A 24,384-nucleotide genomic window follows, 5' to 3' on the forward strand; every position below is an offset into this window, starting at 1 on the left:
GCCAGCCCCCCCGCGCCGGGCCATCCTCGGCAGGCCACCCAGTGATGGAGCACGCCATGCCGAACCTCGTTACCGCCACCCCGCCCGCCCCCGCCGCCGAGGTCGCGGTCCATGTCGCCCGCCGCCTCGCCTTCGAGACCGACTGCTCCGACGTGCATGACGCGCTGCGGCGCGGCGCGGCGGATTTCGTGCTGATCGAGGCCCGCGGCCCGGCCGCCTATGCGCGCGGCCACGTCCCCGGCGCGGTGAACCTGCCGCACCGGGAGATCACCGCGGAACGCCTCGCCGCCTGGCCCGCCGACACGCTCTTCGTCGCCTATTGCGCCGGCCCCCATTGCAACGGCGCCGACCGCGCCGCCCTCGCCCTCGCCCGGCTCGGCCGCCCGGTGAAGGTGATGATCGGCGGCATGCAGGGCTGGGTCGAGGAGGGCTTCCCGGTCACTACCGGGCCGGAACCCGGCTCGCTCGCGCCCTGATCCAGAGCGGGAGCGCGAGGAGCGGCGGCGCCACCGCCGCCACTGCGGCCCAGACGGCCGGGCGCAGGCCGAAGCTCACGTCGAGGTTGGCGGCGAGGATCCGCGCCGCCGGCAGGTTGGTGGCCAGCGCGTACCAGGCGTATTCGAGCCCGGCCGCCGCCAGGCCGGTGGCCGGGGCCAGTAGCAGCAGGGCGACCGGGTGCAGCCGCGCCGGCGCCGGCAGCAGCCGCCAGAGGACGAGCCAGGCGAACAGCCCCGCCGCCAGCACCGCCTCCCAGAGCTGCGACTTCGACTGCAGGAAGAAGTGGAAGACGCCGAGCGCCGCGATCGGGAAGATCAGGCTGTGCAGCCGCTTCCACCGCCGCCCGAGCTGGCGCATCCAGCCATCGGTCGAGGTCCAGCCGAGCGCCGCCAGCCCGACCAGCGCGACGAAGCCGATGGTCAGGTAGAAGCGCAGCGCGATCTCGGAGGCGATGCGCGGCAGGACGAAGTCCTGATAGGCCGCATAGAGCAGCAGGTGCAGCAGCGCATAGCCGAGCGTCGCCAGCCCCAGCATGCGCCGCAGGCCGAGCAGCTGCGGCGAGCCGAGGATGCGCCCCATGGGCGTGACCGCCAGCGTCACCAGCAGCAGCCGGATCGACCAGAGGCCGATCTCCCGCAGCGCCGCCTTGGCCGGCTCTGGCCCCAGCCCCTGGGCGAGGTAGGTCGTCAGCAGCCAGCCAGCCGGCGCCAGCAGCAGCGCGAGCGCCACGGCGCGCAGCGGGGAGAACCGCCCGGCCCGGTCGTGCCAGGGCCAGGGGATGGACCGTCCCCGCCGGCTCGGCAGGGCGGGCGGAAAGGCGGCGCGGAAGATGGCCTGCATCATGCTCCCTATTTCGTCCCATCCGCCTGCCCGGTAACCCCCCAACCGCGTGCGCGGATGGCCGCGGCGACGCGGGCGCTCTCGTCCAGCGGCCGGCGGCTGAACAACCCCTCGCCCAGCACCCGCGCCTGGCCGGCGGCGACCAGGCTCTCCCGCAGCCGCAGATGCCGCGGGCCGAGCCCGCCCGGATCGGCGACGAGGACCGGCGCCGCGGTCGCCAGCGCCTCGGAGAGCATGGAAACGCTGTCGCCCGTCACCACCACGGCATCCGCCCAGGCGAGGAAGCCGTCATAGGGGTTGGCCCCACCCTCCCCCCAGCGGAAGAGGCGATGCGGCCGCTCGGCCAGCGCAGCCGACAGAGCCTCGGTCGCCGAGCTGCCGGTCCGCCGGCTGGTCGTCGCCAGGACGCTTCCCGCCATCGCCGCGACCCGGCGGCCGATCGCCGCCGCCACCTCCGGCCGCATGCCCTCGGCCCGCACCGGCCCGCCGACCAGCAGCGCCACCCGCGGCGAGGGCAGGGCCGCGAGGCCCGCCCACTCCTCCCGCGCCGCCGCTAGCCTCGCGGGCGACATGCGATGGCAGGCGCCGAGGATCTCCATCAGGTTCGGCGCCGGACGCGGCCGGTCATGCGCGCCGATCACCAGCAGGTCGAGCTCCGCCGCGCCGAGGCCGGGACGCATGCAATGTACCGCCCTCGCCCCATGCCGCCGCAGCCAGCGCGCAACCGGCGCCGAACGCCGGCCGGCCGAGAGGGTCAGCGCCGGCCAATCCCCGACGATGCGCGGCCGTGCCCCCGGCGGGACGCGCGCAAGGGCCGGGCCCAGGGCCGGGCCGAGGACCGCCCGCCGCGCCGCCGCGGTCAGCCCGGCGAGGCTCGGCCAGGGGATCGGCCAGCGGGCGAGCGGGCCCCAGCCCAGCTCGATCACCCGGAAGGGCAGCCCCAGCCGCTCCGCGATGCCGAGCGCCTGCGCCGCCGTCCCCGCCCGCGGGTCGGCCAGGACCCAGACCGCCGGCCGCGGCGGATCCTGGGTCATGGACGCCGCCCCGCGCCGCGGTTACGGATGGGCCGGACGCCGCCGGCAGGGAACAGGGCCATGACCATCCAACACGCTTCCGACTGGGACCGGGATGCCGCGCTGACGACGGCGCGCATCCTGCTCGAGATCAAGGCGGTGAATTTCCGCCCCGAGGAGCCCTATACCTTCACCTCCGGCTGGAAGAGCCCCGTCTATATCGACTGCCGCAAGATCATCTACTTCCCCCGCGCCCGGAACCGCATCTGCGACCTCGCGGTGGAGAAGATCGGCCGGCATATCGGCTACGAGTCGATCGATGCCGTCGCGGGCGGCGAAACCGCCGGCATCCCCTTCGCCGCCTGGATCGCCGACCGGATGATGGCGCCCATGGCCTATGTGCGGAAGAAGCCGAAGGGCTTCGGCCGCAATGCCCAGATCGAGGGCGACGTGCCGGAGGGCAAGAACACCCTCCTCGTCGAGGACCTGACGACCGACGGCGCCTCCAAGATCCGCTTCGCCCAGGCGCTGCGCGATGCCGGCGCGGTCTGCGACCACACCTTCGTCGTCTTCTTCTACGGCGTCTTCCCCGGCAGCTTCGAGACGATGAAGGGGATGAACCTCTCGCTCCACCACCTCTGCACCTGGTGGGACGTGCTCGAGGTCTGCCGCGAGCGCCCCTATTTCAGCGAGGGCGCGCTGAAGGAGGTGCGGAAATTCCTCGAGGACCCGGTCGGCTGGTCGAAGGCGCATGGCGGCATCGGCTCGGCGGCGGAGGCCAAGGCGAAGGAGGAATAGAACGCGGCGCATGGTGCCATTCGAGCGCGACTGGATGCTGGCGAAGTCGGCGGAGGTGGGCCTGACCGATGGCTTGGCCGGATCAGCCTTGCTCAACTCCATCGAGACTCGGGTTCCGCCACGCGGAGTGGGACGCGAGAACTGGCACCGTGAGCGATTGTGCATTGTTCTGCTGATGCGGCACCTAGCGAAGCACGCACCTAGGTTGTTTCCTGGATCGCTCATCCAACAGCAAGCGCCTGACTTCGTATTTCGCCCTTACGATGGCCAGGCTGTCTTGGCCATTGAGCATACCGACGCAGGATCAAGCTCGTTCCAAAGCGGAATGGACGAGTTTGCTCACAAGCCATCCCCGCGGGGATTTTTCTCTTTTGATCCCGGCCGCGTTGCTGGAGAGGAGGTCGAGATCGGCTTCCGCTCCGACTTGCTCGAAGCCATTGTACGGAAGTCCAAGCCGAAATTCTGGCAACATGCGCCTATGGGCTCGCGGAAAGTTCTCCTCGTCTCTGACCAGATCGAAGGCAGCGATTTCATCGAGGACCAAGACGCCCGCTCCATGGTCGGCAACATCTTCGCGGAGTGCGTAATGCGCGTTCCAGCTATCGACGCTGTTGCTCTCATCAGGGGCGACCGTCGGGTTTTAACTTCAACTGGAACGAATGATCTCGCTCCATGACGTATGTTCGTTATTTCCGGCTTGTATGGATTGGCGCGGCGCTCGCCGCCCCCGCCCCCGCCCTCGCCCAGCCGCGCGAGACACTGACCGTCGGTATCATCCAGTACCCCTCGACCTTCCACCCGAACATCGACGCCATGGCGGCGAAGTCCTACGTGCTGGGCTTCGCGCATCAGCCGCTCACCGCCTATGGCGCCGATTGGCAACCGCTCTGCCTGGCCTGCGAGAGCCTGCCGACGCTCGAGAATGGCGGCGCCCGGCACGAGACGACGCCCGACGGCAAGCCCGGCATCCGCGTCACCTACCGCCTCCGCGCCGGTGCCCGCTGGGGCGACGGCCGCCCCGTCTCGGCCGAGGACCTGCGCTTTGCCTGGGAGGCCGGGCGGGAGGGCGCCACCGGATTCGGCGGGGCGGAGTTCTACCGCTCCGCCTACGAGCTGATCGTCGAGGACGAGCGCACGGTGACGCTGCGCTACGACAAGGTCACCTTCGACTACAACGTCGCGGGCGAGTTCCAGCCCCTGCCCGCGCATCTCGAGCGCGCCCGCTGGCAGCAGGAGCCGCGGACCTACCGCAACCGCACGGGCTACGACACGGAGACCGCCAATCCCGGCCTCTGGTCCGGACCCTACCGCATCACCGCCGTGCAGCCCGGCGCCGGCGTCACGCTGGAGCGGAACGAGGCCTGGGCCGGCCCCGCCCCCGCCTTCCGCCGTATCCAGATCCGCACCGTCGAGAACACCGCGGCGATGGAGGCGCAGCTGCTGGCCGGGCAGATCGACATGATCGCGGGCGAGCTCGGCCTGCCGGTGGAGCAGGCGGCGGCGCTCGAGCGGCGGACGGGCGGCCGCTTCCGCGTCGAGTACAAGCCGGGGCTGGTCTACGAGCATCTCGATCTCCGCCTCGACACCCCGCCGCTCGCCGACCGCCGGGTGCGCCAGGCGCTGCTGATGGCGATCGACCGGGCGCAGATCGTGGCGCGGCTCTTCGAGGGGCGGCAGGTGGTGGCGGAGACCGGCGTGAACCCGCTCGACCCGATGCACGACCCGACCGCGCCGCGCTGGCCCTACGACCCCGCCCGCGCCGCCGCCCTGCTGGAGGCGGCCGGCTGGCGCCCGGGGCCGGACGGCATCCGCCGCAACGCGGCCGGCGAGCGCCTCACCATCGAGCTGATGACCACCGCCGGCAACCGCGCCCGCGAAGCGGTGCAGCAGGTGATCCAAGGCATGTGGCGCCAGGCGGGAATCGAGGCGCGCATCCGCAACGAGCCGCCGCGGGTGCTGTTCGGCGAGACGCTGTCGCGCCGCCGCTTCACCGGCGCCGCCCTCTTCGCCTGGATCTCCGCGCCGGAGAACGTGCCGCGCAGCACGCTGCATTCGGAGGAGGTCCCGACCGAGGCGCGCAACTGGTCCGGCCAGAATTACGGTGGCTACCGCAACCCGGAGATGGACGCGCTGATCGAGGCCCTGCCGCAGGAGCTGGACCGCGAGAAGCGGCGTGCCCTCTGGGCGCGCTTCCAGGCCATCTTCGCCGAGGACCTGCCGCAGCTGCCCCTCTGGTTCCGCTCGGACGCGCATGTCTGGCCGCGCTGGCTGGAGGGGGTTCAGCCGACCGGCCATCTCAATCCGAGCTCGCTCTGGGTCGAGCAGTGGCGAGGCAGGCAGCCCTGACTCGCAACGGCGTGTTGCGTAGCGCTATTGCGAGTCATTCTCAATAGCGCTACGCCATCCCGGCCTAAGCCGGGAACCTGCCTTGATGTCGTCGCTTCGCGCTCCGTTGCCTCGCCTCCAACCAAGCCTCGGCCTCGCCGGGATGGGTCTGCTCGCCGCCGGGCCCTCGGCCATGGCGCAGGATGCCCCGCCCGCCGGCGCCGTCGCCCTGCCGGAGCTGAACGTCCAGAGCCAGACCCCGCCCCGCTACCGCGCCGACGACACCCCTGTCGTCCGCATGCCGACCTCGGTGCGCGAGGCGCCGCAGAGCATCAGCGTCGTCCCCCGCGAGCTGATCGAGGAGCGCGGCGCGACCACCCTGCGCGAGGCGCTGCGCAACGTAACCGGCATCAGCCTCGCCGCCGGCGAGGGCGGCTTCTCCGGCGACAACCTCACGCTCCGCGGCTTCAGCGCGCGCAACGACTTCTTCATCGACGGCATCCGCGACTCCGCGCAGTACACGCGCGACCCCTTCTTCCTCGACAGCGTCGAGGTGCTGAAGGGCCCCTCCTCCATCATGTTCGGCCGCGGCTCCACCGGCGGCGCCATCAACCTCTCGACGCGCATGCCGCAGCAGCGGAACTTCGGCGAGCTGACGCTGACCGGCTTCTCGCCCTTCGGCCTGCGCGCCACCTCCGACATCGGCCTCTATTCCGGCAGCGTCGGCGTCCGGCTGAACGCGATGGCGACGCGGCAGGACATCGCCCGCCGCGACCATGTGACGAATGAGCGCTGGGGCGTCGCGCCCTCCGTCACCTGGGGCCTCGGGACCAATACCCAGCTCTCGCTGCATTTCCTGCACCAGTCGGAGGACAACGTCCCCGATTTCGGCATCCCCATCGTGCGGGGCCGCCCCGCCCCCGTCGCCTACGGCACCTTCTACGGCCTCGCCGGCGTCGACCGCGAGCGGACCGAGACCAATGTCATGACGCTGACGGCGCAGCACCGCTTCGCCGACGGCATCAGCCTGCGCAACAGCTTCCGCTACGGCAATTACGACCGCGACGTGAACGCGACGGCGCCGCGCATCATCGGCACCATCGGGCCGGCGACCGACCTCTCGACCGTGCTGGTCAACCGCCAGCCCCAGGTGCGGCGCGGCACGGACACCATCCTGCAGAACCAGACGGAGCTGCGCGCCACGGCCAATACCGGCCCGCTGCGGCACCAGATCGTCACCGGCATCGAGATCGGCCGCGAGACCTCGCAGCTCACCCGCTTCACCAGCAACGCCCGGCCGGCGGCGACGCTGTTCAACCCGAATTTCTACCAGGCCTTCGACCAGACCCTCTCGGTCAACACCGATGCCGACACCACGGCCCATACCTTCGGCGCCTTCGTCGCCGACCAGATCCGCATCGGCGAGTATTTCGAGGTGCTGCTCGGCGGCCGCTACGACCGGTTCGACGCGGACTTCACCAGCCTCGCCGGCGCCACCGGCATCCGCAGCAACTTCAACCGCACCGACGACATGTTCAGCTGGCGCGGCGCCCTCGTCTTCAAGCCGACCAGCACGGTGCGCACCTACTTCTCCGCCGGCACCTCCTTCAACCCGAGCGCCGAGGCGCTGACGCTCGCCGCCAACACCACCAACCTGGCGCCCGAGAGGAACCGTTCCTTCGAGGTGGGCGCGAGCTGGGACATCACGCCGGACCTCGCCATCCGCGGCGCCGTCTTCCGCATCGAGAAGACCAATGCCCGCACGCCGGACCCGGCCAACGGCACCCTGAACGTGCTGGCCGGCGAGCAGCGCTCGGACGGCTTCGAGATCTCGGCCGCCGGCCGCGTCACGCGGAACTGGAACGTCATCGCCGGCTACACCTATATCGACTCCCAGATCACCCGATCCAACACCCCGGCCGAGGTGGGGCGTGAGCTGCTGAACACGCCGCGCAACACCGCGACGCTCTGGACCAGCTACGACCTGCCCCATGGCGTGCAGCTCGGCGGCGGCCTCAGCTACATCGACAAGCGCTACGGCAACAACGCCAACACCGTCGTCGCCCCCTCCTATGTCCGCTACGACGCGGCCATCGCCTGGGCGATCACCGAGCAGCTCGGCGTCCGGGTCAATGCGCTGAACCTCACCGACAAGCGCTTCTACGAGGGCGTCTACCAGGGGAACATCACGCCCGGCGCCGGGCGCACCATCATCGCCAGCCTCACGGCGCGGTACTAGCGATGCTCCTCCACATCGCGGAGGTGCTGGATGCGGCAGGGCTCGCGGAGGCGCGGGCCTTGCTGGCGCGTGCGCCATGGGTGGATGGCCGCGTCACCGCCGGCCACCAGTCCGTGCAGGTGAAGGACAACCTGCAGATCCCGGAGGGCTGCGCCGAGCACTGTGCCCTCGGCGAGATCGTGCTCGGCGCGCTGGAACGCAACCCGCTCTTCATCGCCTCCGTGCTGCCGCTGCGGGTCTTCCCGCCGCTCTTCAACCGCTACGATCCGGGGATGACCTTCGGCGCGCATGTCGACAACGCCATCCGCCAGGTCACCGGCACGGCCGCGCGCATCCGCACCGATGTCTCCTGCACCCTCTTCCTCAGCGACCCTGAGAGCTACGAGGGCGGCGAGCTGATCGTCGAGGACACCTATGGCGAGAAGCGGGTGAAGCTGCCGGCGGGCGACGCCGTCATCTACCCGGCGACGAGCCTGCACCGCGTGGCGCCCGTCACCGGCGGCGCCCGCCTCGCCAGCTTCTTCTGGGTGCAGAGCATGGTGCGCGACGACGGCCAGCGCACGCTGCTCTTCGATCTCGACATGGCCATCAACCGCGCCCGCGGCGACCTGCCGCCGGGCCACGGCGCGCCAACGGAACTGACTGCCGTGTACCACAACCTGCTGCGCCGCTGGGCCGACGCATGACCTTCCGGCGCGCCCTGCTGCTCGGCCATCGTTGGCTCGGCCTCATCCTCGGCCTCGTCATGCTGCTGCTCGGCGTGACAGGCAGCATCCTCTCCTTCCAGCGCGAGATCGACGCGGCGCTGAACCCCGCGCTCTTCCGCCCGGGCGGGCCGCCCGACCCGGCGCTCGGCTATGCGGCGATCCTGAAGGCGGCCGAGGCCGCGACGGGCCGCCCGGCGGGCAGCATCCGCCCGCCGGATGCGGTCTGGCCGGTCTGGGTCGTCTCGCCGCCCCGCCAGCGGGGCACGCCGCCGGGGCCAACGGCCTATCTCGACCCGGCCACCGGAGGGCTGCTCGGCGAGCGCGACCCGCGCGCCAGCGTCATCGGCGTGACGCGGCAGCTGCACGAGGCGCTGCTGCTGCGCGAGTGGGGCGGGCATGAGGCGGTCGGTTGGATGGGCGTGCTGCTGCTGCTCTTCTCGCTCTCCGGCATCTGGCTGTGGTGGCCGCGGCAGGGATCGCTCGGCACCGCGCTCGTCACCATCCGCCGAAGGCCGAGCGTCGTGCTCAACCTCGACCTGCACCGCGTCATCGGCATTTGGATGGCGGCGGTGCTGGCCGTCGTCGCCGTCTCCGGCGTCGCCATCATCTTCCCCGGCTGGTTCCGCCCGGTCCTCGGCATCGCCGAGCCCGCGCCGCCAGCGCCCGCCCCGCCGCGGCGCGAGCCGATGACCGTCGATGCCGATGCCGCAGTCGCCACCGCGCTCGCCCATCTGCGCGGCCAGGTCGCGACCGGCCTGCTGCTGCCCTCCCGCCAGCGGCAGGCCTGGCAGGTGACGCTCCGCCCAGCCGATGGCAGCGCCGAGCTCCGCGCACGCAGCTTCGTCGCCGTCGATCCCTGGTCCGGCGCGGTGACGGAGGAGCGGGGCCCGCGCACCCGCAGCCTGGGCGAAGAGCTGCTCGCCATGCAGCGCTGGCTGCATGGCGGCGCCCTGCTCGGCTGGCCCGGGCGACTGCTCGTCTTCGCCTCGGGCCTCGCCATGCCGGTGCTCTTCGTCACCGGCCTCGCCGCCTGGCTGCTCCGCCGCCGCAACCGCCGCCGTCTCGCCATCCCCCAAGGGAGACCTGCATGAACCCGGCCCCTATCCCCGACTTCACCATCCAGAGCCTCATCCTCAACGCCGACCCGGTCGTGCAGGGGGTGATGGCGCTGCTGCTGCTGGCCTCGCTCGCCTGCTGGGCGATCATCATCGAGAAGGCGATCCTTTTCGGCCGCCTCAAGCGGGAGGCGGCCGGCCTCGCCGCCCTCGCCGGCTCCGGCGCCATCCTGCCGCCCGAGGGCGATGCGGCGAAGGACGGCCTCGCCGGCGCCGTGCTGCGCGCCGGCCTGCCCGAATGGCGCGAGGGCCGCGACCCGCATGAGAGCGCCGGCGAGTTCCGCGACCGGCTGGAGCGCGCCATGCGCGCCGCCGTCGCCGCGACGCTGCGACGCGCCGAGCCCGGCCTGCCGCTGCTGGCGACCATCGGCTCCGTCAGCCCCTTCGTCGGGCTGTTCGGCACGGTCTGGGGCATCATGCACAGCTTCTTCGGCATCGCGGCGAAGCAGGATACCGGCCTCGCCACCGTGGCGCCGGGCATCGCCGAGGCGCTTTTCGCCACGGCGATCGGCCTCGTCGCCGCCATCCCGGCGGTGATCGCCTACAACCGCTACAGCATCCGCCTCTCCCGCATCCGCGCCGAGGCGATGGCCGCCGCGGCGAGCCTCGCCGGGCGGCTGGCGCGACGTCCGGCGGTGCTGGAGGGACGGCGGAAGCTGGGCGAGCCGGCATGAGCATGCAGCTCCCCTCCGGCCTCGACGACGAGGACGACGCGCAGCCCGTCTCCGAGATCAACGTCACGCCGCTGGTCGACGTGATGCTGGTGCTGCTGGTCATCTTCATGGTGACGGCGCCGATGATGACGGCCGGCATCAGCCTCGACCTGCCGAAGACCGCCGCCGCCCCGCTCAGCCCGCCCGCCCCGCCGCTGGAGCTGAGCCTCACCCGGGAGGGCGGCGTCTTCCTCGACAAGGAGGCGATGGCGCCCGAGGCGCTGGAGCCCCGCCTCGCCGCCATCCAAGCCGAGACGCCGGACCGCGCGCTGCACCTCCGCGCCGACCGCGGCCTCGACTACGGCGAGGTGCTGCGGGTGATGGGCCTCGTCCAGCGCGCCGGCATCACCAAGGTGGCGCTGGTCTCGCAGCCGGGCGGCGACCCGCCCCCCGCCCCGGGGCGCTGAGCCGATGCCCCGCGCCCGCCACCTCGCCTGGGGCCTCTCCTTCGGCCTGCACGCGGCCGGGGCGGCCGTGCTGCTGCATGGCCTGCCCGCCGAGGAGCCGCCGGCGATGCCGGTGATGCTGCTCGAGATGCCGGCCCCCGCCGCGCCCGAGCCGGAGGCCGAGCCGCCGCCCGAGCCGGTCGCCGAGGCGCAGCCGCCGCAGCCCGCCCCGCCTCCCGAGCCGCCGCCCCCACCGCCTCTCGCCATGGCCGAACCTCCCCCGCCGGAGCCGACGGCGCCCGAGCCGCCGCCCATCGCCATGGCCGAGCCCCCGCCGCCGGAGCCGATGGTGCCCGAGCCGCCGCCCGAGGCGCCCCCGCCCGAGGAGGTCGCCGAGCTGCCGCTGCCGCCTCCCATACCGCCGTCCGAGCCGAAGCCGGTCGCCACACCGCGCCGCCCGGCGCCAGCCGCGCGCCCGGCAAGGCCCGCGGTCGCCGAGGCGCCGCCGGCACCCGTGCCGCCCGCGGCGGCTCCCCCTGCCCCGGCCGCCGCCCCGGTCGCCGCGGCGCCGCCGCCCAGCTACACGGCGCTGCTGATGCGCGCCCTCGAGCGCCATCGCCGCTACCCGGACGAGGCGCGCTGGCGCCGGGCCCAGGGCATCGCCCTGCTGCGCTTCCGCATGCGCCGCGACGGCACGGTGGTCGGCTACCGGATCGAGCGCAGCGCCGGCGACCCCGCCCTCGACCAGGCGGTGCAGAGCATGATCCAGGACGCCTCCCCCCTGCCGGCCCCGCCGGTGGAGCTGGCCGGCGACCCGGTGGAGCTGACGGTGCCGGTGCGCTTCTCGCTGCGCTGAAGGGCGCCTCTACCGCAGGTTGGCCGTTGCGTCGCCCTACCCGGCAAGGTAGCGGGAATGTCATGGGGCTGTGGCCCTCCGACGGGGCAGCCGATCCGCCGATGGGGCGTCAGGCATCCATCCTGACCTTCTCGTGGAAAGGCAAATCCCGGCATGCATCCTCGCACCAGCCCCGGCCTCCGGATCGAGCCGTCGCTGCCGAGGGCACGACACCCCGGCTCCGACATGGCCCCGGCCATCGAGGCGCTGAGGGCGGTCGGCGCGGCGCTGGCGCGCAACAAGGCCGATGCGGCGCGGATCGGCCTCAACCGGGCGGAGCGGGAACTGGGCCGCCGCACCGGCGGCCTGGCGCCGCGGGCGGAGGTGCTGCAATCCCTGCTCGCCTTGCGGCAGGCCCAGGCGCAGCTCTCGCAGGGCCGGATCGACGGCGCCGCGGCCGAGATCGGCCGCGCGATCGCCGCCCTGACCCGCGCCTGATCAGCCGCCCACGAAACCGCCGCCGGCGCGGGTGAGCGCCGCGAGAACGCTGCGCGGCGGCACGCCCGCCTCGAATTCCGGCCAGCGGGTGCCGGGCCGGTCGAAGGTCGCGCCCGGCTCCGCGCCGGCATGGCGCACGGCGAAGAACAGCGTCTCCCCATCCGGCGTCAGCGCCGCCCCGCCGACCGAGGCGCCGCGCGGCGCGCCATAGGCCGGCAGGGGCACGCCGCGCCCCGGCCCCGCCAGGTCGCAGGCATAAAGTCCCTCCGCCTGCGTGCCGACGCGGCCGGGCCGGTCGGTGCCGATCCAGGCGCGGCCGCGGGCATCGACCGTGACCGTATCCGGGTTCTCCGGCCAGGCGCTGCCCGGCGGCAGCCCGCCATTGCCGTAGCGCGCCTGCGGGCTGCGCCGGTTGCCGGCGGCGAAGAGGAGCCGCGCGGCAGCCCCTGCCGCCCCGTCATCCCCGTCATCGGCCGAGAATTCGATCACATGGCCGGCGGGCCGGGCCGGGCTGCCGTGGCAGGCGAGCAGCAGCCGCGGCCCCATCGGGTCGAGCCCGAGGCCGGAGGGGGTGTCGAAGGGCGTCCCGCCCGCCCCCTGCGCCGCCTCGGGCAGCGGGGCGCCCTCGGGCAGGGCGATCCAGCCCAGCCGGTCGCCCTCCATGCGGGCGACGAAGAGCGTGCCGGCATCGAGCGCCCGCTCCGCCGGCGCCGGCCCGGCCGAGACGAAGCGGTAGAGGAAGCCGCCGATCCGATGGTCGGTCATGTAGACCACGGCCCGCCCGTCCCGGCTCAGCGCCGCCGCCACGTCGCCATGGGCGAAGCGGCCGAGCGCGCGGCGCTTCACCGGCACGGATTGCGGGTCGAAGGGGTTGAGCTCCACGACGAAGCCATAGCCCGCGCCATCGGCGATGGCCGGGTCCAGCCCGCCGAGCCTGCCCTGCCAGAAGACCGGGTCGCCCTCGGCCAGCAGCAGCGTGCCCCACGGGGTGACGCAGCCGCCGCGGATGCCGAGCACCCCGCGCACCGCCCCGCCGCCCGAGATGCGGCAGAGGGTGGAGAGGCCGAGCCGCCGGTTCTGGTAGCCGCCATCCACGACGACCCAGCGCCCGGCCTGGCGCTCGATATTGAGCAGCGAGGCGCCCTGCATGGCCGCCGCCGCCGCCGGCTGGTCCTGCCCGTCGGGGAAGGCCATGGCCGCGTCGACCGCCGGGTGGGCGACGGCGAGGATGGCCCGCGCCACCCCATCCGCCGCCGGCTGCTGCGGTACGGCGATGCCGAGCACCCGCGCATCCCAGCCGAATTGCGCGGCGGCCGCATCCGGGTCCGGCGTGCGCGGGCTCCAGCGCGGCGCGTCGAAGGTGACGCGGTCGCCCCAGCGCATCAGCACGTCGCGCCGGTAGCCCGGCGCCACCGTGTCGTCCTGCTTCACCGGCAGGGCGAGCGGGCCGGCCTCGAGCGCCAGCGCCGGGGCGGCCAGCGCCGTCGTCCCGGCCGCCAGCAGGGCACGCCGGGGGATCAAGGTGCGACAACCGCCGGCGGCCGATGCACGGTGACCGGCGGCAGGGGCCCCTCCCAGCGCTCCACCTGGACGAGGCAGGACTGCGCGGAGGGGCCCTGGCCGAGGCGGGATGTGCCGACATCCGCCGTCAGCACATTCGGGTTGCCATGGACGCAGAGCGCATCCGGGTCGCCTGGCACCAGCGGGTCGTACCAGGCGCCGGTCGCCATGGCGGCGACGCCGGGCAACATGCCGTCCTTGATCCGCACCCCGCCGAGGCAGGCGCCGCGGTCGTTGAAGATGCGGACGATGTCGCCCTCCCGCAGGCCGCGCGCCGCGGCATCCTCCGGGCTGAGATGGATCGCCTCCCGCCCCGCGATCTTGCCCGCGGCCGAGACGCGGCCCGGGTCGAGCTGGCCATGCAGCCTCGTCGCCGGCTGGAAGGAGAGCAGGTGCAGCGGGAAGCGCGAGGCGGCCGGGGCGCCGAGCCATTCCCGCGGCTCGCGCCAGACCGGGTGGCCCGGGCAGTCGTCATAGCCGAAGCTGGCGATGGTCTCGCTGAACAGCTCGACCTTGCCGGAAGGCGTGTCGAGCGGCTCGCCCTCCGGGTCGGCGCGGAAGGCGGCGAATTGCGTGTATTCCTCGCCCGGCGCGATGGGCGGCACCTCGACATGGCCCTCCGCCCAGAAGCGGTCGAATTCCGGCGCCTCGAAGCCGAGCCGGCCGCAGGCGACCCGCCACTGGCCGTAGAGGTGGCGCAGCCAGGCGCCCTCGTCGCGCTGCTCGGTGAAGCGGTCGCGGTAGCCGAGCGCATCGGCGATGTCGGCCAGCATGTCGGCATCGTTCCGCGCCAGCCCCTGGGGCGGCACCGCCTGATGCATGGCGCGGACGAAGCGGTCGCGGCTGGAGGAGGCGATGTCGTTGCGCTCCAGCGACGTCGTCGCCGGCAGGACGATGTCCGCCTGGCGGGCGAGCGCGGTCCACCACGGCTCCTGCACCACCACCGTCTCGGCCCGCGCCCAGGCCCGCTGCAGCCGCGGCAGGTCCTGGTGGTGGTGGAAGGGGTTGCCGCCGGCCCACCAGATCATGCGGATATCAGGCAGGGTGATGTCCTGGCCGTTGAACTGCAGCACCTCGCCCGGCCGCTCCAGCAGCTCCGTCACCCGGGCGACGGGGATGGCGAGGCCGGCCGGGTTGCGGATGGTGGGCGAGGAGACCGCCGGCAGCTCCCGCCGCGGCACGCCCATCCCGCCGATGCTGCCGTAGCCGAAGGCGACGCCCTGGCCGGGCTTGCCGATCGTCCCCAGCATGGCGGCGAGCGCCATCAGCATCCAGTAGGGCTGCTCGCCGTAATCCGCCCGTTGCAGCGACCAGGCGGCGGTCAGCATGCTGGGCTGCGCGGCGCAGTCGCGGGCCAGCCGCCGGATCGCCTCCTCCGCGATGCCGGTGATGGGCGCAGCCCAGCCGGGCGTCTTCGCCTGCCCATCCGCCTCGCCGAGGATATAGGCGCGCAGCCGCTCCCAGCCGGTGCAGTGGGTGGCGAGGAAGCCGCGATCCTCCCTGCCCTCCTCCACCAGCACCTGCGCCATGGCGAGCAGCAGCGCGGTATCCGTCCCCGGCCGGATCGGGATCCATTCGGCGCCGAGCTCCGCCTCCGTATCGCCGCGGAAGGGCGAGACGTTGACGAAGCGCACCCCCGCCTCCGCCGCCCGGCGCATCAAGGGCATGTAGTCGTGCTGCCCCTGGCCGCCCGCGGCAACCATGCCGTTCTTCGCGGCCAGACCCCCGAAGCAGAGCATCAGCCGCGCATGCCGGGCGATCGCCGCCCAGTCGGTGACGCGGCCGAGCAGCACCTCGTTGGTGCCGAGCACATGCGGGACCAGCGCCTGCGCCGCTGCGTAGGAATAGGCATTGACCGAGGAGGTGAAGCCGCCGCCGAGGCCGAGGAAGCGCTGCAGCTGCGTCTTCGCATGGTGGTACCGCCCGGCCGAGGACCAGCCATAGGAGCCGCCGAAGATCGAGGTCGCGCCATGCTCCGCCCGGATGCGCGAGGTTTCCTCCGCGAGGATGCGCGTCACCTCGTCCCAGCCGACGGGCACGAAGGGGTCGCCCCCGCGCAGATGCCCGCGGCGCCGCCCCTCCAGCCAACCGCGGCGGATATGGGGCCGGTCGATGCGGCAGGGCGCATGGACCACGTCCGGCACCGCCTCGATCAGGCTGCCGGGGAAGGGATCCGGGCCAAAGGGACGCACCCCGGTAACCCGGCCGCCCTCGACCACGGCATCGAAATAGCCCCAATGGGAGGCATGCGGCTTGATCTCGGTCATGCCGCGTTGTTTGGCCCCCCCGCCCGGGGCTGGCAAGCGGGCGGATGCCGCTGGCCGGCGGTCCTTGCCGGACCGTGATGGGAGCCGGCGGCCGCCCCGCCTCAACCCTGCGTCGCCGGCGCCTCAAAGGGCACGAGGGCGGGCGCGGCTGCCGCCGGCCGCCAGCCACGCAGCCAGCCGCGCCGCCTCGCCAGCGCGACGAGCGGCTTCGCCACCACCGGCAGTACGTAGATCGGCAGCACGGCCATGGCGAAATAGGTCTCTACCAGCGGCGGCATCGTCGCCCCGACCGCGGCCCAGGCGAAGCCCACGCTGCGGTTGCCGCTGATCAGCCCGACCGTGGCCGCGCAGTCGAGCCCGGCCCGGGCGAAGAGCGCCGCGCCGAGCAGCTGGAAGCCGCCATTCACCGCGAAGGCGATCCCGAGATAGGCGGCCACCAGGCCCGGCTCCGCCGCGAACCGCGCCTGCATCCCTTGCATGGCGCCGAGCGCGAAGACGACCAGCGCCACCACCGCCGCCCCGGTGACGGCCTCCGGGTGGGCGGCGATGCTGCGCCCCGCCCAGCGCCGCAGCAGCCAGCTCGCCGCCACGGTGCCGCCGACGATGAGGCCGAGCCGCCGCGCCATGGCCAGCGGCTCCAGCGCCAGCGCGTAGCCGCCCAGCAGCTCCGCCAGCGCCGGCAAGACGAGAGGGGACAGGGCAGTGGCCGCGACCGAGGCGAGCAGCGCCACCGGCGCATTCAGGCCGAGCATGCAGGCGAGCGCCGCCGCCCCGCCGACCGGCGGCGCCAGCAGGCAGAGCAGCATCCCCTCGGCCAGCTCGGGCGCTGGGCGCAGCAGCAGGATCAGCCCCCACCCCGCCAGCGGCACCCCGAAGGTCGACCAGGCCAGCACCGCGAGGTTCCGCGGCAGCCGCGCCCGCCCGGTCTCCCCGCGCAGGGCAGGGGGCTCGACCTTGAGGAAGGCGCCCAGGGTGAAGCCGAAGACCGCCACGTCCATCGCCGGCCGGCAGGCGGCGGCGAGCCCCGGCCAGGCCAGCCCGGCCAGCACGCCGGCGAGGAGCAGCAGCGGCCCATGCCGCCCGGCGAGGGCGAGCAGCGCGGCCGGGCTCATGCCGCCCCTGCGCCGCCGCAGCGGCGGGTTCGCCCGTGCCGCCGACCTGGCCTGCCGCCCATCGCCGCACCCCTCGCGCCCGAAAGCAGGAGCGAAGCCCGCGGGGGCCCCGCCGCGCATCCCTCATTCGGGGGACGCAGGGCGCAACGATGCGCGGCAGGGGCCTCGCCTCCGGCCCGCGGCCTCTTGGGGGTGGCCGCGATCTCTGTCTACACTCCGCCATCCGTCAGGAAGGCAGCCGTCATGACCCCTCCGCGCAATTCCAACGCCGCCCGCGACATCGCCTATGCGCTGCACCCCTATACTGACCACAAGGCGCATCTGGTGAACGGCCCGCTGGTGATCAGCCGCGGCAAGGGCGTCCGCGTCTTCGACGAGCAGGGGAAGGAGTATATCGAGAGCGTCGCCGGCCTCTGGTGCGCCAGCCTCGGCTTCGACAATGAGCGCCTGGTCCAGGCCGCCGCCGACCAGATGCGGAAGCTCCCCTTCTACCACGCCTTCACCGCCAAGTCGCACGAGCCGCTGATCGACCTCAGCGAGATGCTGATCGAGCGCGCGCCCTCGCCGATGAGCAAGGTGTTCTTCGCCAATTCCGGCTCGGAGGCGAATGACAGCGCGATCAAGATGATCTGGTATATGAACAACGCCATCGGGCGGCCGGAGAAGAAGAAGATCATCGCCCGGCTGAAGGGCTATCACGGCATCACCCTGGCGGCGGCCTCGCTCACCGGCCTGCCGGCCAACCACAAGCTCTTCGACCTGCCGATCGCCGGTTTCCATCACATCTCGACCCCGCACCACTATCACAATGCCGGGCCCGGCGAGTCCGAGGAGGACTTCGCCACCCGCCTCGCCGAGGAGCTGGAGCAGAAGATCCTGGCCGAAGGGCCGGAGACGGTCGCTGCCTTTTGGGCGGAGCCGATCATGGGCGCAGGCGGCGTCATCCTGCCGCCCGCGGGCTACTTCCCGAAGATCCAGGCGGTGCTCAAGAAGTACGACGTCCTCTTCGTCGCCGACGAGGTGATCTGCGGCTTCTGGCGCACCGGCAGCTACTGGGGCAGCCAGACTCTCGACATCCAGCCGGACATCCTGGTCTGCGCCAAGGCGCTCTCCGCCTCCTACCTGCCGATCTCGGCGGTGCTGGTGAACGAGCGCGTCTTCCAGGGCATCGCCGAGGGGTCGTCCTCCATCGGCACCTGGGGCCATGGCTTCACCTATTCCGGCCATCCGGTGCCGGCCGCCGTCGCCATCGAGACGCTGAAGATCTACGACGAGATGGATATCGGCAGCCATGTGAAGCGGGTCGGCGCGCATATGCAGGCCCAGCTCCGTGCCCGCTTCGCAGACCACCCGCTGGTGGGCGAGGTGCGCGGCACCGGCCTGATCGGCGCCATCGAGCTGGTGGCCGACAAGGCGACGCGGCGGAACTTCGACCCGGCCCAGAAGGTCGGCCCGAGGCTGACCAAGCTCGGCGAGGCGAATGGCGTCATCATGCGCGCGATGACCAATGACAGCATCGGCTTCTCCCCGCCCCTCATCATCACCGAGGAGGAGGTCGACGAGATGCTGGAGCGCGTGGCGAAGTCGCTCGACGAGATCATGGTGACGGTGCGGCGCGAGAGCCTCGCGGCCGTTTGAGCCGCCTCGCCTGGTCTCCCTCGCTGCCGGTCGCCGCTGCCCTTGCGGTCGGCCCGGCGGCGGGGGTGCTGCAATCGAAGGCCCTCGCCCCCATTGCGGTGGTGGCGCTGCTCCTCGCCGTGCTCGCGCACCGGCGGCAGCGCGGGACCTGGCCCTGGCCGCGTGGCGCGGCGGCCTGGCTCGCCATCGGCCTGTTCGGCTGGGCGGCGGTGACGGCGCTCTGGGCGATCGAGCCGCTGCGGGCGCTCGGCACCTCGCTGCAGATCGGCGGCTTCGCGGCCCTCGGCGCGGCGGCGGCGCGGGCGGTGGCGGAGGATGCGGCAGCCGCGCATCGGCGCCTGCTGCTGGCGGCGACGGGCGGGCTCGCGGCCGGCATCCTGCTCGCCGGCCTCGACGCGGCGACGGGCCATGCCATCCGCGCCGCCGTCCGCGGCCTTCGGGAGGTCCCGCAGAACCTCGCCTTCGGGCTGAAGCCGGCCGCCTCGGCCATGGCGCTCTGGCTGCCGCTGGTGGCGGCGGCGCCCCTGCCGCGGCCGCTGCGCGCCGGGGTGATCGGCGCCGGCGCCGTCGTGCTGGTGCTGCTGCCGGGCGAGGCGGCGAAGCTCGCCGTGCTGGCCGGGCTGCTGGTCGGCGTGCTGGCGCTGCTGCTGCCGCGGCTGGTGCGGCCGGGGCTCGGCGCGGTGCTGGCCGTGGCCGTGGTCGCCATGCCAGTGCTGCTCGGGCCCGTCCTGGCGCGCGGCGTGCCGGCGGCCGGCATCCCGCCCTCGGCCGCGCACCGGCTGCTGATCTGGGATTTCGTCATCGGGCGCATCGCCGACCGGCCGCTGCTCGGCTGGGGAATGGAGGCGAGCCGGAGCGTGCCGGGGCATCGCGGCCATCCGACACCGGAGGCGATGGCGCGGTTCGGCCTCGACGGGCCGGAGAGCGCCTGGCTGGCGACCCTGGAGCTGCTGCCGCTTCATCCGCACAACGGCGCGCTGCAGCTGCGGCTGGAGCTCGGCTGGCCCGGCGTGCTGCTGGCGGCGGCGCTGGCCGTGGCGCTGGCCATGGCCTGCGCCTCCCCGGTCGCCCTGGCGATGCTGGCCGCCGGCGCCGTCACCGCCATGCTGAGCTTCGGCATCTGGCAGGAATGGTGGGTCGGGGCGGAATTGCTGGCCGCCGTCGCCGCCACGGCCTGCGCCGGCAGGATCCGGCCCGGGCCAGCGCCGGGCGGGTGATGCGGCGCCGGGGCGTGGTCCGGTTCTCGCTGCGGCCTTCATTGCCGGACGCGGGGGAGAGCGTCGAGGCCCCGCAGCGGGTTCCGCTCGACCTGGCCCAGGGAACCCGCTCGAACCCCATTGTTTGGTCGGGCAAATACCTCCGATCAGGTGATTCCACCTGATCGGAGCTTGCTCTAGACGACCCCCGCCGAGAGCAGCTGCTGCACATGCAGCAGCCCGACCGGCCGCGGCCCGTCCTGCACCACCAGCACGTTGATCCGCCGCGCATTCATCTCGGCCAGCGCCGCGCTGGCGATCTGCTCCGGCACGGTATGCCGCGGCGCGCGCGTCATCACCGCATCGACGCGGTCGGCCATGATGCCGGGATGCATGTGACGCCTGAGGTCGCCATCGGTGATGAGGCCGGCCACATCGCCCGCCGCGTCCACGACGATGGCGCAGCCGAGGCTGTGCCCCGTCATGGCGATGATCGCCTCGCCCATCGGCGCGTCCTCGCGCACCAGCGGCAGGTCCGGCGCCCGCTTCATCACCTCGCCCACCGTCAACAGCTGCGCCCCGAGCTTGCCGCCCGGATGGAAGCGGTGGAATTCCGCCGGGGTGAAGCCGCGCCGCTCCAGCAGCGCCATGGCCAGCGCATCGCCGATCGCCATCTGGATCAGCGTCGAGGTGGTCGGCGCCAGCCCGTGCGGGCAGGCCTCCGTCACGGCGGGCAGGATCAGCGGGATGTCCGCCGCCCGCCCGAGCGCGCTCTCCGCCCGGCCGGTGACGGCTATCAGCCGCACGCCGAAGCGGCGGGAGTAATGGACGATGTCGCGCAGCTCCACCGTTCCGCCCGACCAGGACAGCGCCAGCACCACATCCGCCGCCGTCAGCATGCCGAGATCGCCATGGCTGGCCTCGGCCGGGTGCAGGAACAGCGCCGGCGTCCCCGTCGAGGCGAGCGTCGCCGCGATCTTGCGGCCCACATGCCCGCTCTTGCCCATGCCGGTGACGACGACGCGGCCGGAGGCGGCGAAGATCGTCTCCACCGCCCGCGCCAGCGCCTCGCCGAGCGGCCCGCCGAGCGCGGCGGCGAGCGCGGCCATGCCCTCCTGCTCGATGGCGACGGTGCGGGCGATGGTGGCGCGGATGCGCGCGGCATCCGTGCCGTGCTTCAGCGCGGCGCTCATCGCGGCGCCAGCATCGCGCGGGCGCGCTCGAGCTCCGATGGCGTGTCGACCCCGAGCGGCACCACCGCCACCTCCTGCGCGTCGATCCGCATCCCCGCCTCCAGCGCGCGGAGCTGCTCCAGCTTCTCCCGCCGCTCCAGCGGCGAGGGCGGCAGTGCGACGAAGCGCGCCAGCGCCTCCCGCCGCCAGGCATAGAGGCCGATATGGTGGTAGAGCGGCCCCTCGCCCCAGGGCGCCGTGGCGCGCGTGAAGTAGAGCGCCCGGTGCCGCCCCGCGCCGAGCGGCGTGCCCACCATCTTCACCACCTGCGAGGCCGTTCTCTCCTCCTCCCGCACGATCTCGGCGACGAGGGTGCCGAGCGCCACCTCCGCCGCCGCCATGAGCGCCGCCGCCGCGCGGATCGCCGCCGGGTCGATCGTCGGCAGGTCTCCCTGGACGTTGACGACGAGGTCATGCCGGCCCGCGGCATCGAGCAGCCCCAGCGCCTCATGGATGCGGTCCGAGCCCGAGGGGTGGTCCGCCCGCGTCAGCACCGCCCGCCCGCCCGCGGCCTCGACCGCCTCGGCGATGCGCGGCGTGTCGGTGGCGACGGCGACGGGGCCGATATCCGCCTCCTGCGCCCGGCGCAGCACATGGACGATCATCGGCAGGCCATGGATGTCGGCCAGCGGCTTGTCCGGCAGCCGCGTCGCCGCCATGCGCGCCGGGATGAGGACGATCGGCCTCATGAACCCGCCTGCTGCTTGGCGAGCGCGTCGAAGGCCATCAGCGTCTCGATAAGCTTCGGGAAGTCGCGCAGCGGCACCATGTTCGGCCCGTCGGACGGCGCATGGTCCGGGTCCGGATGCGTCTCGATGAAGACGCCGGCGACGCCGACCGCGACCGCGGCGCGGGCCAGCACCGGCACGAACTCCCGCTGCCCGCCCGACGACGTCCCCTGCCCGCCCGGCTGCTGCACGGAATGCGTCGCATCGAAGATCACCGGCGCGCCCATCGCCGCCATGATCGGCAGCGCCCGCATGTCGGAGACCAGCGTGTTGTAGCCGAAGGAGGCGCCGCGCTCCGTCGCCAGCACGCGGGTATTGCCGGCCTCCGTCACCTTGGCGATGACGTTCTTCATGTCCCAGGGCGCCAGGAACTGCCCCTTCTTTACGTTGACCACGCGCCCCGTCACCGCCGCCGCCACCAGCAGGTCGGTCTGCCGGCTGAGGAAGGCCGGGATCTGCAGCACGTCGACGGCCTCGGCGACCGGCGCGCACTGTCCCGGCTCGTGCACGTCGGTCAGCACCGGCAGGCGCAGGCTCTCGCGGATCTCGGCGAAGATGGGCAGCGACTGCGCCATCCCCATCCCCCGCGCCCCCGCGGCGCTGGTGCGGTTGGCCTTGTCGAAGCTCGCCTTGAAGATCAGCCCGAAGCCGAGCCCGGCCGCCACCTCGCGCAGCGCCGAGGCGACTTCCAGCCCGTGCGCCCGGCTCTCGAGCTGGCAGGGCCCGGCGATGACGGCGAGCGGCAGGTGGTTGCCGAGGCGGACCTGCCCGATGGAGACGACCGGATCGGGGGCGGACATGGCGATGCTTTTCCCTTCGGCGCGGATGGGCGCGCAAGCCGCCGGTATCCTCCATTCGGCCCGGCTGGATCAAGCAGGCTCGATCTTTCGCGGGGGGACCCCGAATTTTCCGGCGGCGGCCTTCATCGGTTCTTTACCCGGAACGGGCAGCATCCCCTCAACCGGCCCGAGGATCGCGGTCGCCAGCCAAGGGAAAAACCCGATGCCGCTGAATTCCGTCAATACCAATGCCGGCGCCATGGTGGCGCTGCAGTCGCTCAACCGCACCAGCGACGAGCTGACGGCGACCCAGAAGCGCATCTCGACCGGCTACCGCGTCGTCGATGCGAAGGATGACGGCGCGGCCTTCGCGGTCGCCGAGCGCATCCGCGGCGCGATCGCCGCCACCAACTCGGCCAATGAGCAGCTGGGCGGCGTCAAGGGACTGCTCGATGTCTCGAGCGCCGCGCTGGAGAACGTCTCGACCGCGCTCATCGATCTCCAGAAGGTCGCGATAAAGCTGGCGGACGGGGGCATCGCCGCCGAGCAGCGGTCGCAGTACCAGTCGCGGGCGAAGGAGCTGACGAACAACATCAAGTCCTTCATCAAGGACGCCAGCTACAACGGCCTCAACGTCCTCGACGACCCGACCACCCTCGCCGTGAAGGTCGTCGTCAACGGGACGGGGAGCTACTACACCTTCAGCGGCTACAAAGCCCTCACCAACATCTTCGACAGCGTCTCCGGCGCCAATGCCTGGACGCGGGGCGACGCCTGCGCCGCGCTGACCAAGACCGGCGGCGTCGGCAAGGCGATCACCAACACGCTGAGCCAGCTGAACAATTTCGGCAGCTACGCCAGCTACATCGACAACCAGATCAAATACAACAAGTCGATCCTGGATGCGCAGCAGAGCGGCCTCGGCGCGCTGATCGACACCGACATGGCGAAGGAGAGCGCCCGGCTCCAGGCGTTGCAGATCCGCCAGCAGCTCGGCACCCAGGCGCTCGGCATCGCCAACCAGGCCCCGCAGTCGCTGGTCAGCCTCTTCCGCGGCTGAGCCGGGGCGCGCGCCGTCCGGCCCGGCTCACGGAACGCGCTCCGGCCGGTGGCCTGGTCGAGCGAAGGCCGCTCGGCGGATTCCATCCGAGCAGGGCTGGTTCTAGTTGCGGCGGAAGTCCCAGAAGGCGGAGGGCGGCGTCGGGCTCGCCGCACCCTGCCGCAGCGGCGGGCCGGCCAGCGCCGGCTCGGCAATCGGCGGCAAAGGCGTCAGGGGCCGCGGCGGCGGCCCGCCCGGCATGCCCGTCACCGGGGGCAGGCTCTCATAGGCCCGCGGCGCCGGCGGGCGCGGCGGCAGCGCGGAGAAGGCCGGCTGCATCGCGGGCAAGGGCGCGACGGCCAATTCCTGTCCCTGCACCGAAATCCGCCGGAGCGGCGGCAGGTCCGGCACCGGCGGCAGGCGCCCCCCAGCGGAGGGCGGCACCGTCCTGGCCCCGGGGGCAACGAGCGTGCGCGGCTCCCGCGGCAGCATCGCGGGCTGCGGCATGCCCGTCGCCGCGGGGGCGGCACTGCCGAGCAGGATGGGGGCCGCCCCGTTGCGCGGCGGCGCGGCGGCATCCGCGCAGCGGAAGACTAGGTCGTAATCGGCCGCGTTGATCTGGCGCCGCAGCATCAGTGCCTGGCCGCCCTGGCCGCTGCAATGGGCCGAAGCCTGGCCGAGCGCCCGCTGCGCGGCGCCACCGAGGTCGCGGCTCGCCACGGCGACGCGATAGCTGCCATCCGCCAGCGGCATCACTCCCGAGGAGCGCTGCCCCGAGCACCCGGCCAGCAGCCCCATCCCGATCGCCAGCCAAACCGTCTCGCGCATGCGCCTCGCCCCAACCGCCCCGCGCCGCCTTGTAACGG

The 24,384-nt window shown here is 73.1% G+C and carries 23 protein-coding genes; 14 read left to right on the top strand and 9 right to left on the bottom strand.

Translation table 11 applies throughout. The features are described 5' to 3' along the window. Positions 1-56 precede the first annotated feature (56 nt). A complete protein-coding gene (locus tag AC5JJ1_RS16060) occupies positions 57-476 on the top strand; it encodes a rhodanese-like domain-containing protein (RefSeq protein WP_495786109.1) in 420 nt (139 codons plus the stop codon). On the opposite strand, the gene AC5JJ1_RS16065 is transcribed toward AC5JJ1_RS16060, so the two are convergent. After that, on the bottom strand, positions 442-1,341 hold the full coding sequence (locus AC5JJ1_RS16065; protein ID WP_495786110.1) for a protein-methionine-sulfoxide reductase heme-binding subunit MsrQ: 900 nt from the start codon (positions 1,339-1,341) through the stop codon (positions 442-444). The genes AC5JJ1_RS16060 and AC5JJ1_RS16065 overlap by 35 nt on opposite strands. Positions 1,342-1,346: 5 nt before the next feature. Then, entirely contained in the window at positions 1,347-2,372 is a 1,026-nt protein-coding gene (locus AC5JJ1_RS16070) for a mitochondrial fission ELM1 family protein (RefSeq protein WP_495786111.1), read from the bottom strand. Positions 2,373-2,432: 60 nt separating this feature from the next. Here AC5JJ1_RS16070 and AC5JJ1_RS16075 point away from each other — a divergent pair, with 60 nt between their 5' ends. The 10 genes from AC5JJ1_RS16075 to AC5JJ1_RS16120 all read left to right on the top strand — a co-directional run bounded on the left by AC5JJ1_RS16075 (position 2,433) and on the right by AC5JJ1_RS16120 (position 11,967). Further along, complete coding sequence (locus AC5JJ1_RS16075; RefSeq protein ID WP_495786112.1) at positions 2,433-3,149, top strand: orotate phosphoribosyltransferase; 717 nt, start codon at positions 2,433-2,435, stop codon at positions 3,147-3,149. A 10-nt stretch (positions 3,150-3,159) separates the two neighbouring features. Then, on the top strand, positions 3,160-3,825 hold the full coding sequence (locus AC5JJ1_RS16080; protein WP_495786113.1) for a hypothetical protein: 666 nt from the start codon (positions 3,160-3,162) through the stop codon (positions 3,823-3,825). Next, complete coding sequence (locus AC5JJ1_RS16085) at positions 3,822-5,495, top strand: peptide ABC transporter substrate-binding protein (RefSeq protein ID WP_495786114.1); 1,674 nt, start codon at positions 3,822-3,824, stop codon at positions 5,493-5,495. Before AC5JJ1_RS16080 ends, AC5JJ1_RS16085 begins: the two co-directional genes overlap by 4 nt. Before the next feature lie 142 nt (positions 5,496-5,637). Beyond that, positions 5,638-7,713, top strand: coding sequence for a TonB-dependent receptor (locus AC5JJ1_RS16090; RefSeq protein ID WP_495786115.1), 2,076 nt, complete (start codon positions 5,638-5,640; stop codon positions 7,711-7,713). Positions 7,714-7,715: 2 nt separating this feature from the next. Continuing rightward, positions 7,716-8,399 carry a Fe2+-dependent dioxygenase gene (locus tag AC5JJ1_RS16095; protein ID WP_495786116.1) on the top strand — a complete coding sequence of 228 codons (684 nt, stop codon included), beginning with the start codon at positions 7,716-7,718 and terminating at the stop codon, positions 8,397-8,399. Beyond that, positions 8,396-9,511 (top strand): PepSY-associated TM helix domain-containing protein, encoded by a 1,116-nt coding sequence (locus tag AC5JJ1_RS16100; protein WP_495786117.1) that lies wholly within the window; start codon positions 8,396-8,398, stop codon positions 9,509-9,511. Before AC5JJ1_RS16095 ends, AC5JJ1_RS16100 begins: the two co-directional genes overlap by 4 nt. Beyond that, the gene (locus tag AC5JJ1_RS16105) at positions 9,508-10,209 is read left to right on the top strand and encodes a MotA/TolQ/ExbB proton channel family protein (RefSeq protein ID WP_495786118.1); all 702 of its coding nucleotides are present in this window, start codon (positions 9,508-9,510) and stop codon (positions 10,207-10,209) included. The genes AC5JJ1_RS16100 and AC5JJ1_RS16105 overlap by 4 nt, the downstream gene beginning before the upstream one ends. Next, a complete protein-coding gene (locus AC5JJ1_RS16110) occupies positions 10,206-10,655 on the top strand; it encodes a biopolymer transporter ExbD (RefSeq protein ID WP_495786119.1) in 450 nt (149 codons plus the stop codon). The genes AC5JJ1_RS16105 and AC5JJ1_RS16110 overlap by 4 nt, the downstream gene beginning before the upstream one ends. Positions 10,656-10,659: 4 nt before the next feature. Continuing rightward, positions 10,660-11,490, top strand: coding sequence for an energy transducer TonB family protein (locus AC5JJ1_RS16115; RefSeq protein WP_495786120.1), 831 nt, complete (start codon positions 10,660-10,662; stop codon positions 11,488-11,490). Between the two features lie 153 nt (positions 11,491-11,643). Beyond that, positions 11,644-11,967 (top strand): hypothetical protein, encoded by a 324-nt coding sequence (locus AC5JJ1_RS16120; protein ID WP_495786121.1) that lies wholly within the window; start codon positions 11,644-11,646, stop codon positions 11,965-11,967. On the opposite strand, the gene AC5JJ1_RS16125 is transcribed toward AC5JJ1_RS16120, so the two are convergent. From AC5JJ1_RS16125 to AC5JJ1_RS16135, 3 genes are all read right to left on the bottom strand, one after another. Continuing rightward, the gene (locus tag AC5JJ1_RS16125; RefSeq protein WP_495786122.1) at positions 11,968-13,488 is read right to left on the bottom strand and encodes a PhoX family protein; all 1,521 of its coding nucleotides are present in this window, start codon (positions 13,486-13,488) and stop codon (positions 11,968-11,970) included. It abuts the gene before it with no gap. Further along, a complete protein-coding gene (locus tag AC5JJ1_RS16130; RefSeq protein ID WP_495786123.1) occupies positions 13,485-15,794 on the bottom strand; it encodes a molybdopterin-dependent oxidoreductase in 2,310 nt (769 codons plus the stop codon). Before AC5JJ1_RS16130 ends, AC5JJ1_RS16125 begins: the two co-directional genes overlap by 4 nt. 101 nt (positions 15,795-15,895) lie before the next feature. Next, complete coding sequence (locus AC5JJ1_RS16135) at positions 15,896-16,906, bottom strand: hypothetical protein (RefSeq protein ID WP_495786124.1); 1,011 nt, start codon at positions 16,904-16,906, stop codon at positions 15,896-15,898. 243 nt (positions 16,907-17,149) lie between these two features. Between AC5JJ1_RS16135 and AC5JJ1_RS16140 the strand changes: the two genes are divergently transcribed. Further along, on the top strand, positions 17,150-18,544 hold the full coding sequence (locus tag AC5JJ1_RS16140) for an aspartate aminotransferase family protein (protein ID WP_495786125.1): 1,395 nt from the start codon (positions 17,150-17,152) through the stop codon (positions 18,542-18,544). After that, complete coding sequence (locus AC5JJ1_RS16145) at positions 18,541-19,761, top strand: O-antigen ligase family protein (protein ID WP_495786126.1); 1,221 nt, start codon at positions 18,541-18,543, stop codon at positions 19,759-19,761. Before AC5JJ1_RS16140 ends, AC5JJ1_RS16145 begins: the two co-directional genes overlap by 4 nt. Before the next feature lie 176 nt (positions 19,762-19,937). Here AC5JJ1_RS16145 and AC5JJ1_RS16150 read toward each other — a convergent pair whose 3' ends face one another. From AC5JJ1_RS16150 to kdsA, 3 genes are read right to left on the bottom strand one after another with little or no spacing between them, the layout of a single operon-like run. Then, positions 19,938-20,933 (bottom strand): KpsF/GutQ family sugar-phosphate isomerase, encoded by a 996-nt coding sequence (locus tag AC5JJ1_RS16150; RefSeq protein WP_495786127.1) that lies wholly within the window; start codon positions 20,931-20,933, stop codon positions 19,938-19,940. After that, complete coding sequence (locus AC5JJ1_RS16155) at positions 20,930-21,661, bottom strand: 3-deoxy-manno-octulosonate cytidylyltransferase (RefSeq protein ID WP_495786128.1); 732 nt, start codon at positions 21,659-21,661, stop codon at positions 20,930-20,932. Before AC5JJ1_RS16155 ends, AC5JJ1_RS16150 begins: the two co-directional genes overlap by 4 nt. Further along, the gene (gene kdsA, locus AC5JJ1_RS16160; protein ID WP_495786129.1) at positions 21,658-22,500 is read right to left on the bottom strand and encodes a 3-deoxy-8-phosphooctulonate synthase; all 843 of its coding nucleotides are present in this window, start codon (positions 22,498-22,500) and stop codon (positions 21,658-21,660) included. Before kdsA ends, AC5JJ1_RS16155 begins: the two co-directional genes overlap by 4 nt. Before the next feature lie 202 nt (positions 22,501-22,702). Here kdsA and AC5JJ1_RS16165 point away from each other — a divergent pair, with 202 nt between their 5' ends. Continuing rightward, positions 22,703-23,539, top strand: a complete 837-nt coding sequence (locus tag AC5JJ1_RS16165; RefSeq protein ID WP_495786130.1) for a flagellin — start codon at positions 22,703-22,705, stop codon at positions 23,537-23,539. Between the two features lie 102 nt (positions 23,540-23,641). On the opposite strand, the gene AC5JJ1_RS16170 is transcribed toward AC5JJ1_RS16165, so the two are convergent. Then, entirely contained in the window at positions 23,642-24,346 is a 705-nt protein-coding gene (locus AC5JJ1_RS16170) for a hypothetical protein (RefSeq protein WP_495786131.1), read from the bottom strand. Positions 24,347-24,384 lie beyond the last annotated feature (38 nt).

This window comes from Belnapia sp. (assembly GCF_059504005.1).

Bases quoted from the DNA above. Each gene is read 5' to 3' on its own strand.
- AC5JJ1_RS16060 (WP_495786109.1), top strand. From the start codon at position 57: ATGCCGAACCTCGTTACCGCCACCCCGCCCGCCCCCGCCGCCGAGGTC.
- AC5JJ1_RS16065 (WP_495786110.1), bottom strand. From the start codon at position 1,341: ATGATGCAGGCCATCTTCCGCGCCGCCTTTCCGCCCGCCCTGCCGAGC.
- AC5JJ1_RS16070 (WP_495786111.1), bottom strand. From the start codon at position 2,372: ATGACCCAGGATCCGCCGCGGCCGGCGGTCTGGGTCCTGGCCGACCCG.
- AC5JJ1_RS16075 (WP_495786112.1), top strand. From the start codon at position 2,433: ATGACCATCCAACACGCTTCCGACTGGGACCGGGATGCCGCGCTGACG.
- AC5JJ1_RS16080 (WP_495786113.1), top strand. From the start codon at position 3,160: ATGGTGCCATTCGAGCGCGACTGGATGCTGGCGAAGTCGGCGGAGGTG.
- AC5JJ1_RS16085 (WP_495786114.1), top strand. From the start codon at position 3,822: ATGACGTATGTTCGTTATTTCCGGCTTGTATGGATTGGCGCGGCGCTC.
- AC5JJ1_RS16090 (WP_495786115.1), top strand. From the start codon at position 5,638: ATGGGTCTGCTCGCCGCCGGGCCCTCGGCCATGGCGCAGGATGCCCCG.
- AC5JJ1_RS16095 (WP_495786116.1), top strand. From the start codon at position 7,716: ATGCTCCTCCACATCGCGGAGGTGCTGGATGCGGCAGGGCTCGCGGAG.
- AC5JJ1_RS16100 (WP_495786117.1), top strand. From the start codon at position 8,396: ATGACCTTCCGGCGCGCCCTGCTGCTCGGCCATCGTTGGCTCGGCCTC.
- AC5JJ1_RS16105 (WP_495786118.1), top strand. From the start codon at position 9,508: ATGAACCCGGCCCCTATCCCCGACTTCACCATCCAGAGCCTCATCCTC.
- AC5JJ1_RS16110 (WP_495786119.1), top strand. From the start codon at position 10,206: ATGAGCATGCAGCTCCCCTCCGGCCTCGACGACGAGGACGACGCGCAG.
- AC5JJ1_RS16115 (WP_495786120.1), top strand. From the start codon at position 10,660: ATGCCCCGCGCCCGCCACCTCGCCTGGGGCCTCTCCTTCGGCCTGCAC.
- AC5JJ1_RS16120 (WP_495786121.1), top strand. From the start codon at position 11,644: ATGCATCCTCGCACCAGCCCCGGCCTCCGGATCGAGCCGTCGCTGCCG.
- AC5JJ1_RS16130 (WP_495786123.1), bottom strand. From the start codon at position 15,794: ATGACCGAGATCAAGCCGCATGCCTCCCATTGGGGCTATTTCGATGCC.
- AC5JJ1_RS16135 (WP_495786124.1), bottom strand. From the start codon at position 16,906: ATGAGCCCGGCCGCGCTGCTCGCCCTCGCCGGGCGGCATGGGCCGCTG.
- AC5JJ1_RS16140 (WP_495786125.1), top strand. From the start codon at position 17,150: ATGACCCCTCCGCGCAATTCCAACGCCGCCCGCGACATCGCCTATGCG.
- AC5JJ1_RS16150 (WP_495786127.1), bottom strand. From the start codon at position 20,933: ATGAGCGCCGCGCTGAAGCACGGCACGGATGCCGCGCGCATCCGCGCC.
- AC5JJ1_RS16155 (WP_495786128.1), bottom strand. From the start codon at position 21,661: ATGAGGCCGATCGTCCTCATCCCGGCGCGCATGGCGGCGACGCGGCTG.
- kdsA (WP_495786129.1), bottom strand. From the start codon at position 22,500: ATGTCCGCCCCCGATCCGGTCGTCTCCATCGGGCAGGTCCGCCTCGGC.
- AC5JJ1_RS16165 (WP_495786130.1), top strand. From the start codon at position 22,703: ATGCCGCTGAATTCCGTCAATACCAATGCCGGCGCCATGGTGGCGCTG.
- AC5JJ1_RS16170 (WP_495786131.1), bottom strand. From the start codon at position 24,346: ATGCGCGAGACGGTTTGGCTGGCGATCGGGATGGGGCTGCTGGCCGGG.